Source organism: Pseudomonas sp. B14(2022), assembly GCF_012030485.1.
In the GTDB taxonomy this organism is placed as follows: Bacteria; Pseudomonadota; Gammaproteobacteria; order Pseudomonadales; family Pseudomonadaceae; genus Aquipseudomonas.
Genome location: NZ_JAAUVM010000009.1, coordinates 19,567 through 34,154, shown reverse-complemented (window position 1 = coordinate 34,154; position 14,588 = coordinate 19,567). Strand labels below are relative to the sequence as shown.

Here is a 14,588-nt window from a genome sequence, read left to right as displayed (position 1 = left end):
CGATTTAAAGAGCGGGAGTATACCCGATTCGGCCGCGCCACCATCCCCTGGAGCCTTATGCCACGCTGCTTTTGGTGTTCTGAAGATCCGCTGTACATGGCTTATCACGATCAGGAGTGGGGAACGCCGCTGCGCGATGCGCAGGGTTTGTTCGAGTTGCTTTTGCTCGAAGGGTTCCAGGCGGGCCTGTCCTGGATCACCGTTTTACGCAAACGCGAGCATTATCGAAAGGTCTTGTTTGGTTTTGATGCCCGGCGTTTGGCACAGCTGACCGATGCCGAGATCGAAGCACTGATGCTCGACCCAGGCATTGTGCGTAACCGCCTCAAGCTCAACGCCACCCGGCGCAACGCTGCGGCCTGGCTGGCGCTTGAAGATCCGGTGGGGTTGCTCTGGTCGTTTGTCGGCGGCGTGCCCAAGGTCAATCACTTCAAGGATCGCAGCGAAGTCCCGGCGATTACGCCGGAGGCTGAAGCCATGAGCAAAGCACTCAAGAAAGCCGGCTTCACCTTTGTCGGCCCTACCATCTGTTACGCGTTCATGCAGGCCTCGGGCATGGTCATGGACCACACTCAGGACTGCGACCGTTACGCTGACTTGGCCAACGCCGGTTAGAATGGCGGCTTTGCGCACCACACACGATCAGGAGTGACCTGTGGAAAAGTTTAAAGGCGCCTTGCTGGTAGGCGCTCTTCGGTTGTTTGCCCTGCTGCCATGGCGCGCGGTGCAAGCCGTGGGTTCGGCCATCGGCTGGGTCATGTGGAAAACCCCCAACCGCTCCCGTGAAACGGTGCGGATCAACCTCTCAAAATGCTTCCCCGACATGGACCCCGCCGCGCGCGAGCGCCTGGTCGGCCAGAGCCTGAAGGACATCGGCAAGTCCCTGACCGAAAGCGCCTGCGCCTGGATCTGGCCGGCCCAGCGTTCCATCGACCTGGTGCGCGAAGTCGAAGGCCTTGAGGTGCTGCACGAAGCTCTGGCCTCGGGCAAAGGTGTAGTCGGCATCACCAGCCACCTGGGCAATTGGGAGGTGTTGAACCACTTCTATTGCAGCCAGTGCAAACCGATCATTTTTTACCGCCCGCCCAAGCTCAAGGCGGTGGATGAGTTGCTGCGCAAGCAGCGCGTACAACTGGGTAACCGCGTGGCGGCGTCCACCAAGGAAGGCATCCTCAGTGTGATCAAGGAAGTGCGCAAAGGCGGCCAGGTGGGTATTCCGGCCGACCCGGAGCCGGCCGAATCCGCGGGGATCTTCGTGCCGTTCTTCGCCACCCAGGCGCTCACCAGCAAGTTCGTGCCGAACATGCTCGCCGGCCACAAGGCCGTGGGGGTGTTCCTGCACGCACTGCGGCTGCCGGACGGTTCGGGCTACAAAGTGATCCTGGAAGCGGCGCCGGAAGACATGTACAGCACCGACACCGCCACCTCCTGCGCGGCGATGAGCAAGGTGGTGGAGCGCTACGTCGGCGCTTACCCGAGCCAGTACATGTGGAGCATGAAGCGCTTCAAGAAACGCCCGCCGGGTGAAGAGCGGTGGTATTGACCCAGAGCCAATACCAAACCAAATGTGGGAGGGGGCTTGCCCCCGATAGCAGTGTGTCAGCCAATGCATATTTGACTGAACCGCCGCTATCGGGAGCAAGCCCCCTCCCACATTTTCGATCTGCTTAGCTTTGGCGGTCGAGTTTCTTCAGGAACACCGTCATCTCTTTCTCGGCCTGCTTGTCGCCATGGGCCTGGGCCGCTTCGATGCCCTTCTCCCACGCCTGTCGCGCTGCGGCGCTATCACCCTGACCCAACTGCGCCTTGCCCAACAACTTCCACGCCGCCGAATACTTCGGATCGAACTCGACGCACTTGCCTAGATGCTCCGCCGCCTTGGTATTGTCCTTCAAGTCCAGATAACCCTTGCCCAGCCCAAAGCGCAGCAGCGAGTTATCCACCCCCTTGGCGAGCATTTTTTCCAGGGATTCGAGCATGTCGGTCACTCCGGTTGATCAGAAAAAGCTCAATCCCACGTGGAACAACTTCTCCACATCGCGGATATGTTTTTTATCCACCAGGAACAGGATCACGTGGTCACCCGTGGCGATCACCGTGTCGTCGTGGGCGATGATCACTTCCTCATCACGAATAATTGCGCCAATGGTGGTGCCCGGCGGCAGGCCTATATCGCGGATGGCCTTGCCGATCACTTTGCTCGATTTCGAATCACCGTGGGCAATCGCCTCGATGGCCTCCGCCGCCCCCCGGCGCAGGGAGTGCACGCTGACGATATCGCCCCGGCGCACGTGGGCGAGCAAGGTACCGATGGTGGCCAGTTGCGGGCTGATGGCGATGTCGATATCGCCGCCCTGGATCAGGTCGACATAGGCCGGGTTGTTGATGATGGTCATCACCTTCTTCGCCCCCAGCCGCTTGGCCAGCAGCGACGACATGATGTTGGCCTCGTCATCGTTGGTCAGGGCCAGGAAGATGTCGGCGTCGGCGATGTTTTCTTCCATCAGCAGGTCGCGGTCCGAGGCGCTGCCTTGCAGTACGACAGTGCTGTCCAGGGTGTCGGACAAATGCCGGCAGCGTGCCGGGCTCATCTCGATGATCTTCACCTGGTAACGACTCTCGATCGCTTCGGCCAGGCGCTCGCCAATCTGTCCGCCGCCGGCGATGACGATGCGTTTGTAGTTCTCATCGAGCCGACGCATTTCACTCATGACGGCACGAATATTCGCTTTGGCAGCGATGAAGAATACTTCGTCATCGGCCTCGATCACCGTATCGCCCTGGGGCAGGATCGGCCGGTCACGCCGAAAAATCGCGGCTACGCGGGTTTCCACATTCGGCATGTGTTCACGCAGTTGACGCAACTGCTGACCCACCAGCGGCCCACCGTAATAGGCCTTCACAGCCACCAACTGCGCCTTGCCGCCAGCGAAGTCGATCACCTGCAAGGCGCCCGGAATTTCGATCAGGCGCTTGATGTAATGGGTCACCACTTGTTCCGGGCTGATCAACACGTCAACCGGAATAGCGTCGTTATCAAACAGCCCGGCGCGGGTCAGGTAGGCGGCTTCACGCACCCGGGCGATTTTGGTCGGGGTGTGGAACAGGGTATGGGCCACCTGGCACGCGACCATATTGGTCTCATCGCTGTTGGTAACGGCAACCAGCATGTCGGCATCGTCGGCGCCCGCCTGACGCAGCACGGTAGGAAACGATGCACGCCCTTGCACAGTGCGGATGTCCAGGCGGTCGCCCAGGTTGCGCAGGCGCTCGGCATCGGTGTCGACCACGGTGATGTCATTGGCTTCACTGGCCAAATGTTCGGCCAGTGTGCCGCCAACCTGCCCTGCTCCAAGGATGATGATTTTCATCCGGTCACTCCCTTAAACCCGTTCAGCCGCGCGCGGCGGCGATCTTGATCAGTTTGGCGTAGTAGAAACCATCATGCCCGCTTTCCTGCGCAAGTAACTGGCGGCCATGGGGCTGCTTGATACCGGCGGCCGTGGCGAGGTCCAGTTCCCGCGCGCCGCTGGTGCGGGCGAGGAAGGCTTGGATGACTTCGGTGTTTTCGGTCGGCATGGTGGAGCAGGTGGCGTAAAGCAGGATGCCGCCGACTTCGAGGGTCGGCCACAGTGTGTCGAGCAGTTCACCTTGCAGCACCGCCAGGGCGGCGATGTCGTCGGGTTGGCGGGTGAGCTTGATGTCCGGGTGACGGCGGATGACACCGGTGGCGGAACACGGCGCGTCGAGCAGGATGCGTTGGAACGGTTTGCCGTCCCACCAGCTGTCGGTGTCGCGGCCGTCGGCGGCGATCAGCTCGGCGCTGAGGCCCAGGCGTGCGAGGTTCTCCCGTACGCGTACCAGGCGCTTGGCTTCCAGATCGACAGCCACTACACCGGCCAGGTCCTTTTCAACTTCGAGGATATGACACGTCTTACCGCCCGGAGCACAGCAGGCGTCCAGTACACGCTGACCGGGAGCCAGGTCTAGCAGGTCGGCGGCCAGTTGCGCGGCTTCGTCCTGCACACTGATCCAGCCTTCGGCGAAGCCCGGCAGGCTGCGCACGTCGGTGGCCGCTTCCAGCACGATGCCGTCGGTGCTGTATACGCATGGCGTGGCGTTGATACCTGCGTTCGTCAGCAATTGCAGATACGCATCACGGCTGTGATGGCGACGATTGACCCGCAGGATCATCGGCGGGTGCGCATTGTTGGCCGCGCAAATGGCTTCCCATTGCTCGGGCCAGAAGGCCTTCAGGGATTTTTGCAGCCAGCGCGGGTGAGCGGTGCGCACCACCGGGTCATGTTCCAACTCGGCCAGCAGTGCTTCGCTTTCGCGCTGGGCGCGGCGCAGTACCGCGTTGAGCAGGGCCTTGGCCCAGGGCTTTTTCAGCTTGTCGGCGCAACCGACGGTTTCACCGATGGCGGCGTGGGCCGGCACGCGGGTGTAGAGCAGTTGATAGAGACCGACCAGCAGCAGCGCCTCGACATCAGCATCGGCCGCCTTGAACGGCTTTTGCAGCAGCTTGGCTGCCAGTGCCGACAACCGTGGTTGCCAGCGGGCGGTGCCGAAGGCCAGGTCTTGGGTGAAACCGCGATCGCGGTCTTCGACCTTGTCCAACTGCATGGGCAGCGAACTGTTCAGCGAAGCCTTGCCGTTGAGTACGGCGGCCAGAGCCTTGGCGGCGGCCAGACGTGGGTTCATTGGGCTGCCACCCCGAGGATCGTGCCCAGGGAAAATTTCTCACGTCGACTGTTGTACAAATCGCTGAAATTAAGCGCTTTGCCACCGGGCAATTGCAGACGGGTCAGGCACAGCGCCTGTTCGCCGCAAGCGACCAGCAGGCCGTCCTTGCTGGCGCCGATGATTTCACCGGGTGCGCCTTTGCCGTCGGCCAAGGTCGCGGCCAACACTTTCAAGGCTTCGCCATTGAGGGCGCTGTGGCAGATCGGCCACGGGTTGAAGGCACGCACCAGGCGTTCCAGCTCCACCGCCGGGCGGCTCCAGTCGATGCGGGCTTCGTCCTTGTTCAGCTTGTGGGCGTAGGTGGCCAGGTTGTCGTCCTGCACCTCACCGTGCAGGGTTCCGGCAGCGAGACCGGCAATGGCCTGAATCACGGCGGGCGGGCCCATCTCGGCGAGGCGGTCGTGCAGGCTGCCACCCGTGTCTGCGCCCGTGATCGGGGTGGTGACTTTGAGCAGCATCGGGCCGGTGTCCAAACCCGCCTCCATGCGCATCACGGTCACGCCGCTTTCGCTGTCGCCTGCCTCCACGGCACGTTGGATCGGCGCTGCACCGCGCCAGCGTGGCAGCAGTGAGGCGTGGCTGTTGATACAACCCAGGCGGGGAATATCCAGCACGACCTGGGGCAGGATCAAACCGTAGGCCACCACCACCAGCAGGTCCGGTTGCAGCGCCGCCAGTTCAGCCTGGGCCTCGGCGTTGCGCAGGGTCGGCGGTTGCAGCACGGGGATGTTGTGTTCCAGCGCCAACTGCTTGACCGGGCTCGGCATTAGTTTTTGCCCGCGACCGGCCGGGCGGTCCGGCTGGGTGTACACCGCGACGATGTCATAAGGGCTGGCAAGCAGGGCCTTGAGGTGTTCGGCGGCAAATTCAGGCGTGCCGGCAAAAACAATGCGCAATGGCTCGGTCATGGGAAGTCTCGGTTAAAAGCAGTCACAAAAGAAAAAGGCTTGCCGCAGCAAGCCTTTGGAAGGAGGGCATCAAGCTTGCTGGCGATGCTTTTTTTCCAGCTTCTTCTTGATCCGGTCGCGTTTGAGCGTGGACAGGTAATCGACAAACAGCTTGCCGTTGAGGTGGTCGCATTCGTGCTGGATGCACACGGCCAGCAGGCCTTCGGCGATCAGTTCGAACGGCTTGCCGTCGCGGTCCAGGGCCTTGATCTTCACGCGCAACGGGCGTTCGACGTTCTCGTAGAACTCCGGCACCGACAGGCAACCTTCCTGGTATTCGCCCATCTCGTCGGTCAGCGGTTCGAACTCGGGGTTGATGTACACCCGTGGTTCGCTGCGATCTTCCGACAGGTCCATGACCACGACGCGCTGATGCACGTTGACCTGGGTCGCGGCGAGGCCAATACCCGGGGCTTCATACATTGTTTCAAACATGTCATCGACCAGCTGACGAACCTTGTCGTCCACTACGGCCACCGGCTTGGCGATTGTGCGCAGGCGCGAGTCGGGGAATTCGAGGATGTTCAAAATAGCCATAAGCGTAATTGCTGCACATGTGAGGTAGAGGCAAATCGGCGGTGGGAATGGACCCATACGGCCGGTGTGAAACGCCCGAAAGCCGCGAAGGCTGTGGCATTTCACGCGAACGCACATAATAAAGGAGATTCACCCCATGAGGAAATCGCTACTCGTCTTGCTGCTATGGGCCCCGTTCGCCATGGCCCTGCTTCCACAACCCGGCCCGCGGCTGGATCAAGCGACGCAACAGGCCATTCAACGTTTCTTGTTACACAATCGCATTCTCGATACTCCCATGGACTTGGACAACGCGCCCTACGTCGTCGCGGCGGATGCAGGTCGGGTATTGGGCGCCCAGGGTGAGCGTGTATACGCCAGGGGCGTGTTGGACCCGGCCCAGCCAAGCTACGGGATCTTTCGCCGAGGCAAGGTCTACACCGATCCGCAAACCCGGGAGCTGTTGGGGATCAACGCCGACGACATCGGCACCGCACGGTTTGTGACGGCTGGCGACCTGAGCACCCTGGCCCTGCAGCGCGTGACCCAGGAAGTACGCCCCGGTGACCGTTTGCTCCGTGCTCAACCGCCTGTCGCACTGGACCGCGTAGAACGGTCGAAGCCCGTGCCTTTTATAGAAGGACACATCATCGACGTTCCCAAAGGCGTCACCCATATCGGCGTACTGGACGCCGTGACCCTGAATAAAGGTCGTCGCGAGGGGCTGGTCGAAGGCCAGTTGCTGAGCGTTATCAAAACCGGCGGCACCGTACGCGACACCCTCACTGGCGCTCCGGTGAAGCTTCCCGATGAGCGTGCCGGCACCCTGCTGGTGTTTCGCACCTACGAAAAGCTCAGCTACGGCCTGGTCCTCAGTGCCTCGCGCGCACTGGCGATAACGGACCGTTTCGAGACTGCCCCTCAAGCGCAATAAATAGCCTGCTAAATAAGTTACCAACAGAGTTATCCACAGCTTGTTCCGGTCAAGGATGATCAGATGTTTCCGATAAACAGCAGTGAAATTTCCCCTTCAGAACTGGAAGCCCGCCTACGCTTGCACAGGCTGCCGGAAGTAGGCCCGAAGCGTTTTAGGTTGTTAATCGAAGCGTTCGGTAGTGCCTCAAAGGCCATCAGTGCCCCTGCCAGTGCCTGGCGTTCTCTGGGATTGCCGCCCATCAGCGCCGATGCCCGACGTAGCCATGAAATTCGCGACGGTGCCAGTGAGGCATTGGCATGGTTGGAGCGTCAGGGCCAGCATTTGCTGATGTGGGACCAACCTGAGTACCCGGCACTGCTCGCCCAGATAGACGACGCCCCGCCACTTTTATTCGTCGCCGGCGACCCCGGAATCCTGGAAAAACCGCAACTGGCGATGGTCGGCAGCCGCCGTGCGTCCCGCCCCGGCATGGACACGGCCGCTGCATTTTCCCGCAGCCTGGCGAGCGCCGGTTTTGTCATCACCAGTGGCCTTGCGCTGGGTATCGACGGTGCGGCCCATCAAGCAGCGTTGGATGTGGGGGGGCATACAATCGGTGTACTCGGCACGGGCCTGGAAAATCTTTATCCACAGCGCCATCGGCGGCTTGCGGCGGCGATGATTGCCCAGGGCAGCGCCGTGGTTTCTGAGTTTCCGCTGGACGCCGCGCCCCAGGCCGGTAACTTTCCTCGGCGCAACCGCATCATCAGCGGCCTATCCCTGGGCGTGCTGGTGGTGGAAGCCAGCATGGCCAGCGGCTCGCTGATCACCGCTAAGCTTGCGGCCGAGCAAGGGCGAGAGGTGTATGCGATCCCGGGCTCCATCCATCATCCCGGAGCCAAGGGCTGTCACCAGTTGATCCGTGATGGCGCGATGCTGGTGGAGACCATTGAACACATCCTCGAAGGTTTGCGTGGCTGGCAGGCATTGTCGCGCCCGGCGCCGATGCCCGTCATACATCCTTTGGTGGCGCTGTTGCACGCGGCACCCCATACCAGCGAAGCCCTGGCGATTGCCAGCGGGCGCTCGTTGGCCCAGGTGCTGGCGACCCTCACGGAGTTGGAGTTGGAAGGCCAGGTGATCTGCGAAAGCGGGCGCTGGCTTGCGCGTCACCAGCTTTTGTAGCGGCCGGTTTTTTGGAACTAGGTTTTGTAAAGAAGATCGGTAAACTGCCCAGAGCTTTAGTCCGGAGAGTAAACAATGGTCAACAGGTGGCGTGTGCTGGAAGCCGCACGAGAAATTCGCGCAGGCGCGGTGATTGCCTATCCAACCGAAGCGGTCTGGGGCTTGGGCTGTGATCCTTGGAACGAAGAGGCGGTGGATCGGCTGCTGGCGATCAAGAACCGTTCAGTGGACAAGGGCCTGATCCTGGTGGCAGACAATATTCGCCAGTTCGACTTTCTGTTCGAAGACTTCCCGGATACCTGGATCGAACGTATGGCCAGCACCTGGCCTGGGCCGAATACCTGGCTGGTACCGCATCAGGATTTGTTGCCGGAATGGGTCACCGGTGTGCACGACACGGTGGCGCTGCGGGTGAGCGATCATCCACTGGTGCGGGATTTGTGCGCGCTGGTGGGACCGTTGATTTCTACCTCAGCCAACCCCCAGGGCCGCCCGGCGGCACGCACGCGGATTCGTGTGGAGCAGTATTTCCGCGGGCAGGTGGATTTGGTTTTGGGTGGTGCCTTGGGTGGGCGCAAGAACCCGAGCCTGATTCGTGATTTGGCAACGGGTGAGGTGGTGCGGCCTTCCTGAGACCGCGTCGCATCCATCGCGGGCAAGCGACCTCCCACATTGAACCGCGTCCGTCATGACAACACGGTCAAATGTGGGAGGCGCTTGCCCCCGAAGATTCCCTCAAGGCAACAGAATTGTCGACCCAGTGGTACGCCGCCCCGACAACTCCGTCTGTGCCTTCGCCGCGTCTGCCAGCGAATACCGCTGGTTGATATCAATGCGCACCTTGCCGCTCTTGATCATCGAAAACAGATCATCCGCCATCATCTGCAAGTTCGCCGGGTTGTTGGCGTAGGTCGCCAGGGTCGGCCGTGTTACGTACAGCGAGCCTTTGGCCGCGAGTATCCCCAGGTTCACCCCATCCACCGCGCCCGAAGCATTGCCGAAGCTCACCACCAGACCACGTGGTGCCACGCTGTCCAATGAGGTCAGCCAGGTGTCCTTGCCGACACCGTCGTACACCACGGGCACCTTTTTGCCGTCGGTCAATTCCAGCACGCGTTGTGCGACGTTTTCCTTGCTGTAGTCGATGGTTTCCCACGCGCCGAGGGATTTGGCCAGGGCGGCTTTCTCTGGCGAGCTGACGGTGCCGATCAGCTTCACGCCCAGTGCCTTGGCCCATTGGCAGGCCAGGGAGCCCACGCCACCAGCAGCGGCGTGGAACAGGATGGTCTCGCCAGCTTTCAGCTCATAGGTCTGGCGCAGCAGGTATTGCACGGTGAGGCCCTTGAGCATGGCACCGGCGGCTTGTTCGAAGCTGATGTCGTCCGGCAGGTGCACCAGGTTGGCGGCGGGCAGCACGTGCAATTCGCTGTAGGCCCCGAGCGGGCCACTGCCGTAGGCCACGCGGTCACCGACTTTAAATTGCGTGACTTCGCTGCCCACCGCATCAACCACGCCGGCGCCTTCTGCGCCCAACCCTGATGGCAGGGCCGGCGGCGCGTAAAGGCCGCTGCGGAAATAGGTATCGATGAAGTTCAGGCCAATCGCCTCGTTACGCACTCGAACCTGCTGCGGGCCCGGCTCTGCCGGTGTGTAGTCCACATATTCAAGTACGTCGGGGCCGCCATGGGCGCTGAACTGGATACGTTTGGCCATCTGCACATCTCCTTGGGTCGATCTCGCGTAGCTCCCTATCGGACTCCTAAGCTTGATCTTCGTCAACTGTGGCGACATGGAGTGCAGTGGTATCCTGTGCGCCCATTTGCCGCCGACGCCCCACGGCCTCGCGTAGCTTTGCCCGATTCAAGGTGATGCCATGACTACCCGCACCGAGGCTGTAAAGGCCTACCTGCTCGACCTGCAAGACCGCATTTGCAGCGCCCTGGAAACCTTCGAGACGGACACTCGCTTTATCGAAGACGCCTGGACCCGGCCTGCCGGCGGTGGCGGTCGCACCCGTGTGATCGAAAACGGTTCGGTCATCGAAAAGGGCGGCGTTAACTTTTCCCACGTATTCGGCAGCGGCCTTCCTCCGTCAGCCAGTGCGCATCGCCCTGAACTGGCCGGTCGCGGCTTTGAAGCCCTGGGCGTGTCGCTGGTGATTCATCCGCACAACCCGCACGTGCCGACGTCCCACGCCAACGTGCGTTTTTTCATCGCCGAAAAAGAAGGCGAAGAGCCGGTGTGGTGGTTCGGTGGCGGCTTCGACCTCACGCCCTACTACGGCAACGAAGAAGACTGCATTCACTGGCACCGCGTGGCCGAGCAGGCCTGCGCGCCCTTTGGCCCGGACGTTTACTCGCGCTACAAGGCCTGGTGCGATACCTACTTCCACATCAAGCACCGCAACGAGCCCCGTGGCATCGGCGGCCTGTTCTTCGATGACTTGAACGAGTGGGACTTCGACACCTGCTTCGCGTTTATCCGCGCCATCGGCGATGCCTACATCGACGCCTACCTGCCGATTGTGCAGCGCCGCAAAGCCAGCGCTTATACCGAACAGCAACGCCAGTTCCAGGAATTTCGTCGCGGCCGTTACGTGGAATTCAACCTGGTCTATGACCGTGGCACTTTGTTCGGCCTGCAATCGGGCGGCCGTACCGAGTCGATCCTGATGTCGCTGCCGCCCCAAGTGCGCTGGAGCTACGACTGGAAAGCCGAGGCCGGCAGCGAAGAAGCGCGCCTCACCGACTACTTCCTGCAAGACCGCGACTGGCTGGGCGTCGCCGCGCCCAAGGCGGCTGTCTGATGGATCGTTATGTGGTGTTCGGCAATCCCATCGGCCACAGCAAGTCGCCGCTGATTCACCGTATGTTCGCTGAGCAGACCGGCGAGCAACTGGACTACAGCACCATGCTCGCGCCCCTGGAGGATTTCACCGGCTGTGCCCGTGAGTTTTTCCAACAGGGCCGAGGTGCCAACGTTACCGTGCCGTTCAAGGAAGACGCCTACCGCCTGGCCAACAGCCTCACCGAACGCGCCCAGCGTGCCGGGGCGGTGAACACCTTGAGCAAACTGGCTGACGGCACGTTGCTCGGCGACAACACCGACGGCGCCGGCCTGGTACGTGACCTGACGGTAAACGCCGGCTTGAATCTGCAAGGCAAACGCATCCTGTTGCTGGGCGCGGGTGGCGCGGTAAGGGGCGCGTTGGAGCCGTTGCTGGCTGAACGGCCCGCTTCGTTGATCATCGCCAACCGCACCGTGGAAAAAGCCGAATTGCTCGCCGAGTTGTTCGACGACCTGGGCCCGGTGTCTGCCAGTGGTTTCGACTGGCTGCGTGAGCCGGTGGACGTGATCATCAATGCCACGTCCGCCAGCCTATCAGGTGATGTACCGCCGATTGCCGGCAGCCTGATCGAACCGGGCAACACGTTTTGCTACGACATGATGTACGCCAAGGAACCGACTGCGTTCTGCCGTTGGGCCAGTGAGCAAGGCGCAGCCGTGGCGATGGATGGCCTGGGCATGCTGGTGGAGCAAGCGGCTGAAGCGTTCTTCCTGTGGCGCGGTGTGCGCCCGGATTCGGCGCCGGTGTTGGCTGAACTGCGCCGGCAGTTGGCGCAGTAATCAATCTTCAAACTGGATGGGGCATTTATCGGCCCCCTCCAGTTTTTTCAACTCGTCCACCACCTGCGGCCTGGCGCGGCGCAATGTCAGGCTACGGCCCAGCCCCCTAAGGCGACGCGCCTCCTGGTGCAGCATCTCCACCCCGGAATAGTCGATAAAGTTGATCTGCTGCGCCTCGATCACCACCCGCTCACCCTGCAAGCTTTGCAGGCGCACTTGCAGGTAATGGCTGGCGCCAAAGAAGATCGACCCGCCCACCCGCAGCACATCCTCTTCTCCATCACGCCATTGTTGAACCCGTGGCTGTGAGGTGCGCTTGAGGTAGAAAAACAACGACGCCAACACGCCCGCATAAATCGCCGTTTGCAACTCAAGCAGCAAGGTGGCGACACAGGTCAGGCTCATCACCACGAATTCTGCACGGCTCACGCGGAACAACGCACGAATACCCCGCCGATCCACCAGGCCCCAGGAAATCAGCAAGATGCTGGCGGCCATGCTCGGGATGGGAATATGCGCGATCAGTGCGGCGCCAAACAGCGCAAACAAGGCCACCCATAATGCGGAAAATACCCCTGCCAGCGGCGAACAGGCGCCTGCCTCATAGCTGAGGCCGGAGCGGGTGAAGGACCCTGCCGACAGATACCCGGAGAAAAATCCGCCAACGATGTTGGATAAACCCTGCGCACGAACTTCCTGGTTGGCATCAAGCAATTGTTGCGAGCGTGCCGACAGCGAACGCGCAATCGACAGGCTGGTCACCAGCCCGAGCATGCCCACCGCAACGGCGCTGGGCAGCAGGCGCAGGATCATGTCCAGATCCAGCGGCAACGGGCTGAACGGCGGCAGCTTGCCGATAAACGAACTGACCAGCGCCACATGCCCGAACGCCCCCGGCCACAGCCAGGCTGCCAGGCTGCCCAAGCCCAGGGCGATCAGCAGCGTTGGCCAGCGAGGCACAAGGTATTTGAGCAGTGCGCCCACCAGCAAAGTACCGAGCCCAAGGGCAAGGGATGCGTGGTCCCACTCGCCAGCGTGGTCGATCAGCGCCAGCAGGCTATTGATCGCTGTGGCCTGGCTCGGTAAATCCAGGCCCAGCAGATTAGGCAGCTGCCCCAGGGCAATCACCACGGCGGCGCCCAAGGTGAAACCCAGCACCACCGAATGCGAGACGAAGTTCACCAGCGCACCAAAGCGCAGCATGCCCAGCAGCCACTGGAACACCCCGGCCAGGAATGTCAGCAACAGGATCAGGGTGATGTAGTCCTGAGACCCCGGCACGGCCAATGGGCTGACGCTGGCGTACAGCACGATGGAAATCGCCGCCGTGGGGCCACAGATCAGGTGCCAGGATGAACCCCACAGGCACGCGATCAGCACCGGGATGATCGCGGCGTACAGACCGTACTCTGGTGGGAGACCGGCGATCAGCGCGTAGGCAATCGATTGGGGCAGCGCGAGCACGGCGCCGCTGAGGCCGACCAGCGCGTCCCGGCCGACGCTGGCGCGCGTCTGGCGCGCAAGCCAACTGAGGAAGGGGAAGAGTGTATGGCGGTTGGGCCGGGGCATTTATAACTCGGCTGAAAAGGTTTGACTCAGGGTATCAGTACACACGGGTCCTTGTGGGAGGGGGCTTGCTCCCGATTTAGGTGGACCCGTCTAAATCTCTCTGACTGGCACTCCGCTATCGGGAGCAAGCCCCCTCCCACATTGGAATAGCGCAAGGCCCTAGAGTTTGGCTTTTACTGCCGGCAACGCGTCCTTGCCATCCACGGTTTTCACGCCATCCAGCCATTTATCCAGCACCGCCGGGTTCGCCTTGATCCACGCCTTCGCCGCCTCGGCATTGCTGACTTTTTTGTTGACCACCTCAGCCATGATGCTGTTCTCCATATCCTGGGTGAAACTCAGGTTGGTCAGCAGCTTGCCTACGTTGGGGCAGGCCTGTGCATAACCTTTACGGGTCAAGGTATACACGCTGCCGGTGTCACCAAAGTATTTCTCGCCGCCTTTGAGGTAGTGCATTTTCAACTGCACGTTCATCGGGTGCGGTGTCCAGCCGAGGAAGGTGACGAATTTCTGCTTCTTCACCGCCCGTGATACTTCCGCCAGCATCGCCTGTTCACTGGATTCGATCAGCTTCCACTGGCCGAGGTCGAAGTCATTCTTCTTGATGATCTCCTGCAGCGAGATATTCGCCGGCGCGCCCGAGCCTATGCCGTAGATCTTCTTGTCGAACTTGTCGGCAAATTTGTTCAGGTCGGCAAAGTCATGCACCCCGGCATCCCAGACATAATCCGGCACGGCGAGGGTGAACTCGGTGCCGTCGAGGTTCTTCGCCAGTTGCACCACATCGCCGTTGGCCACGAACTTGTCGTAGAAACCTTGCTGCGCCGGCATCCAGTTACCCAGGAACACATCCACCTGGCCGTCCTTGAGCCCGCCGAAGGTAATCGGCACCGCCAGGGTGTCGACCTTGGCCTTGTAGCCCATGCCGTTGAGCAGAAACCCGGTGATGGCATTGGTGGCGGCGATATCGCTCCAGCCTGGGTCGGCCATCTTTACCGTGTCACAGCTGGTGTCCGCATACGCATTGGCGCTACTCAGCACTAACATGCCCACTACCGCAGTTAACTTTTGCATGGCCTTCC

At 61.4% G+C, this 14,588-nt stretch carries 15 protein-coding genes; 7 read left to right on the top strand and 8 right to left on the bottom strand.

Going from position 1 to position 14,588, the window contains the following annotated elements:
* Window positions 1-57 precede the first annotated feature (57 nt).
* On the top strand, window positions 58-615 hold the full coding sequence (locus HCF10_RS15190) for a DNA-3-methyladenine glycosylase I (RefSeq protein WP_145338372.1): 558 nt from the start codon (window positions 58-60) through the stop codon (window positions 613-615).
* A gap of 40 nt (window positions 616-655) precedes the next feature.
* Entirely contained in the window at window positions 656-1,543 is an 888-nt protein-coding gene (locus HCF10_RS15185) for a lysophospholipid acyltransferase (protein WP_131699621.1), read from the top strand.
* Between the two features lie 124 nt (window positions 1,544-1,667).
* Here HCF10_RS15185 and HCF10_RS15180 read toward each other — a convergent pair whose 3' ends face one another.
* The 5 genes from HCF10_RS15180 to def form a co-directional block, all read right to left on the bottom strand.
* A complete protein-coding gene (locus HCF10_RS15180; RefSeq protein WP_131699620.1) occupies window positions 1,668-1,979 on the bottom strand; it encodes a tetratricopeptide repeat protein in 312 nt (103 codons plus the stop codon).
* An 18-nt stretch (window positions 1,980-1,997) separates the two neighbouring features.
* On the bottom strand, window positions 1,998-3,371 hold the full coding sequence (gene trkA / locus HCF10_RS15175) for a Trk system potassium transporter TrkA (RefSeq protein WP_090401312.1): 1,374 nt from the start codon (window positions 3,369-3,371) through the stop codon (window positions 1,998-2,000).
* A gap of 22 nt (window positions 3,372-3,393) precedes the next feature.
* Window positions 3,394-4,704, bottom strand: coding sequence for a 16S rRNA (cytosine(967)-C(5))-methyltransferase RsmB (gene rsmB / locus HCF10_RS15170; protein ID WP_167655880.1), 1,311 nt, complete (start codon window positions 4,702-4,704; stop codon window positions 3,394-3,396).
* Entirely contained in the window at window positions 4,701-5,654 is a 954-nt protein-coding gene (gene fmt, locus HCF10_RS15165; protein ID WP_131699617.1) for a methionyl-tRNA formyltransferase, read from the bottom strand. The genes rsmB and fmt overlap by 4 nt, the downstream gene beginning before the upstream one ends.
* Window positions 5,655-5,723: 69 nt before the next feature.
* Complete coding sequence (gene def / locus HCF10_RS15160; protein ID WP_053127413.1) at window positions 5,724-6,230, bottom strand: peptide deformylase; 507 nt, start codon at window positions 6,228-6,230, stop codon at window positions 5,724-5,726.
* Window positions 6,231-6,366: 136 nt separating this feature from the next.
* Here def and HCF10_RS15155 point away from each other — a divergent pair, with 136 nt between their 5' ends.
* From HCF10_RS15155 to HCF10_RS15145, 3 genes are all read left to right on the top strand, one after another.
* Window positions 6,367-7,143, top strand: coding sequence for a peptidoglycan-binding protein (locus HCF10_RS15155; protein WP_145338370.1), 777 nt, complete (start codon window positions 6,367-6,369; stop codon window positions 7,141-7,143).
* A gap of 63 nt (window positions 7,144-7,206) precedes the next feature.
* Entirely contained in the window at window positions 7,207-8,310 is a 1,104-nt protein-coding gene (gene dprA, locus HCF10_RS15150; protein WP_131699615.1) for a DNA-processing protein DprA, read from the top strand.
* Between the two features lie 75 nt (window positions 8,311-8,385).
* Window positions 8,386-8,943 carry an L-threonylcarbamoyladenylate synthase gene (locus HCF10_RS15145; RefSeq protein ID WP_027608149.1) on the top strand — a complete coding sequence of 186 codons (558 nt, stop codon included), beginning with the start codon at window positions 8,386-8,388 and terminating at the stop codon, window positions 8,941-8,943.
* A 102-nt stretch (window positions 8,944-9,045) separates the two neighbouring features.
* On the opposite strand, the gene HCF10_RS15140 is transcribed toward HCF10_RS15145, so the two are convergent.
* Window positions 9,046-10,023 (bottom strand): quinone oxidoreductase family protein, encoded by a 978-nt coding sequence (locus HCF10_RS15140; RefSeq protein WP_167655879.1) that lies wholly within the window; start codon window positions 10,021-10,023, stop codon window positions 9,046-9,048.
* 160 nt (window positions 10,024-10,183) lie between these two features.
* On the opposite strand from HCF10_RS15140, the gene hemF reads away from it, so the two are divergent.
* Both hemF and aroE read left to right on the top strand, forming a co-directional pair.
* Window positions 10,184-11,116: an oxygen-dependent coproporphyrinogen oxidase gene (gene hemF, locus HCF10_RS15135; protein ID WP_053127403.1), complete on the top strand. Its 933-nt coding sequence runs from the start codon at window positions 10,184-10,186 to the stop codon at window positions 11,114-11,116.
* Window positions 11,116-11,937, top strand: coding sequence for a shikimate dehydrogenase (gene aroE / locus HCF10_RS15130; protein WP_167655878.1), 822 nt, complete (start codon window positions 11,116-11,118; stop codon window positions 11,935-11,937). The genes hemF and aroE overlap by 1 nt, the downstream gene beginning before the upstream one ends.
* Here the strand turns inward: aroE and HCF10_RS15125 are convergent, their stop codons facing one another.
* Both HCF10_RS15125 and choX read right to left on the bottom strand, forming a co-directional pair.
* Window positions 11,938-13,506 carry a SulP family inorganic anion transporter gene (locus tag HCF10_RS15125; RefSeq protein ID WP_167655877.1) on the bottom strand — a complete coding sequence of 523 codons (1,569 nt, stop codon included), beginning with the start codon at window positions 13,504-13,506 and terminating at the stop codon, window positions 11,938-11,940. It abuts the gene before it with no gap.
* A gap of 159 nt (window positions 13,507-13,665) precedes the next feature.
* Window positions 13,666-14,580 carry a choline ABC transporter substrate-binding protein gene (gene choX, locus HCF10_RS15120; RefSeq protein WP_167655876.1) on the bottom strand — a complete coding sequence of 305 codons (915 nt, stop codon included), beginning with the start codon at window positions 14,578-14,580 and terminating at the stop codon, window positions 13,666-13,668.
* Window positions 14,581-14,588: the final 8 nt, after the last annotated feature.

Bases quoted from the DNA above. Each gene is read 5' to 3' on its own strand.
- HCF10_RS15190 (WP_145338372.1), top strand. From the start codon at position 58: ATGCCACGCTGCTTTTGGTGTTCTGAAGATCCGCTGTACATGGCTTAT.
- HCF10_RS15180 (WP_131699620.1), bottom strand. From the start codon at position 1,979: ATGCTCGAATCCCTGGAAAAAATGCTCGCCAAGGGGGTGGATAACTCG.
- trkA (WP_090401312.1), bottom strand. From the start codon at position 3,371: ATGAAAATCATCATCCTTGGAGCAGGGCAGGTTGGCGGCACACTGGCC.
- rsmB (WP_167655880.1), bottom strand. From the start codon at position 4,704: ATGAACCCACGTCTGGCCGCCGCCAAGGCTCTGGCCGCCGTACTCAAC.
- fmt (WP_131699617.1), bottom strand. From the start codon at position 5,654: ATGACCGAGCCATTGCGCATTGTTTTTGCCGGCACGCCTGAATTTGCC.
- def (WP_053127413.1), bottom strand. From the start codon at position 6,230: ATGGCTATTTTGAACATCCTCGAATTCCCCGACTCGCGCCTGCGCACA.
- HCF10_RS15155 (WP_145338370.1), top strand. From the start codon at position 6,367: ATGAGGAAATCGCTACTCGTCTTGCTGCTATGGGCCCCGTTCGCCATG.
- dprA (WP_131699615.1), top strand. From the start codon at position 7,207: ATGTTTCCGATAAACAGCAGTGAAATTTCCCCTTCAGAACTGGAAGCC.
- HCF10_RS15145 (WP_027608149.1), top strand. From the start codon at position 8,386: ATGGTCAACAGGTGGCGTGTGCTGGAAGCCGCACGAGAAATTCGCGCA.
- HCF10_RS15140 (WP_167655879.1), bottom strand. From the start codon at position 10,023: ATGGCCAAACGTATCCAGTTCAGCGCCCATGGCGGCCCCGACGTACTT.
- hemF (WP_053127403.1), top strand. From the start codon at position 10,184: ATGACTACCCGCACCGAGGCTGTAAAGGCCTACCTGCTCGACCTGCAA.
- aroE (WP_167655878.1), top strand. From the start codon at position 11,116: ATGGATCGTTATGTGGTGTTCGGCAATCCCATCGGCCACAGCAAGTCG.
- HCF10_RS15125 (WP_167655877.1), bottom strand. From the start codon at position 13,506: ATGCCCCGGCCCAACCGCCATACACTCTTCCCCTTCCTCAGTTGGCTT.
- choX (WP_167655876.1), bottom strand. From the start codon at position 14,580: ATGCAAAAGTTAACTGCGGTAGTGGGCATGTTAGTGCTGAGTAGCGCC.